This window comes from Hymenobacter lapidiphilus, assembly GCF_013377885.1.
Classification (GTDB): domain Bacteria; phylum Bacteroidota; class Bacteroidia; order Cytophagales; family Hymenobacteraceae; genus Hymenobacter; species Hymenobacter lapidiphilus.
Genome location: NZ_JABKAU010000117.1, coordinates 1 through 390, shown reverse-complemented (window position 1 = coordinate 390; position 390 = coordinate 1). Strand labels below are relative to the sequence as shown.

1 protein-coding gene is annotated in these 390 nt (G+C 57.2%); it reads left to right on the top strand.

Going from position 1 to position 390, the window contains the following annotated elements:
- Window positions 1-390: transposase (locus HW554_RS20360; protein WP_176910360.1), on the top strand; the 390-nt coding region annotated here is incomplete at both ends.

The following is a 390-nucleotide window of genomic DNA, read 5'->3' as shown; positions in this document are numbered from 1 at the left end:
TAAAATCAAGGCCCGCACGCTCTTATTCGATGCTTGGTACAGCGGCAGCGACAACCTCAAGCTCATTCACCGCGCCGGTTGGACGTTTTTCACGACCCTGAAAAGCAATCGGTTAGTAAGTGCTAGCAAAGAAACGGGGTATCAGGCCCTGCTAGACGTGGCCCCGCCGCCGGGCGGCTGGAGCACGGGCCTGGAAGTGCGGTTGAACAAAGTACCCTTTGCGGTACGCTTATTCAAGTTGGTGGCCTCGAACGGCGACATTGAATGGGTCGTGACCAACAACTTCGCTTTTACGCTGACCCAGCAACTAGTCGAGGCTACGACCCGCGTGCGCTGGCAGGTGGAGGAGTTTCACCGCAGCTTCAAGCAGCTCACCGGAGCCGAGAAATG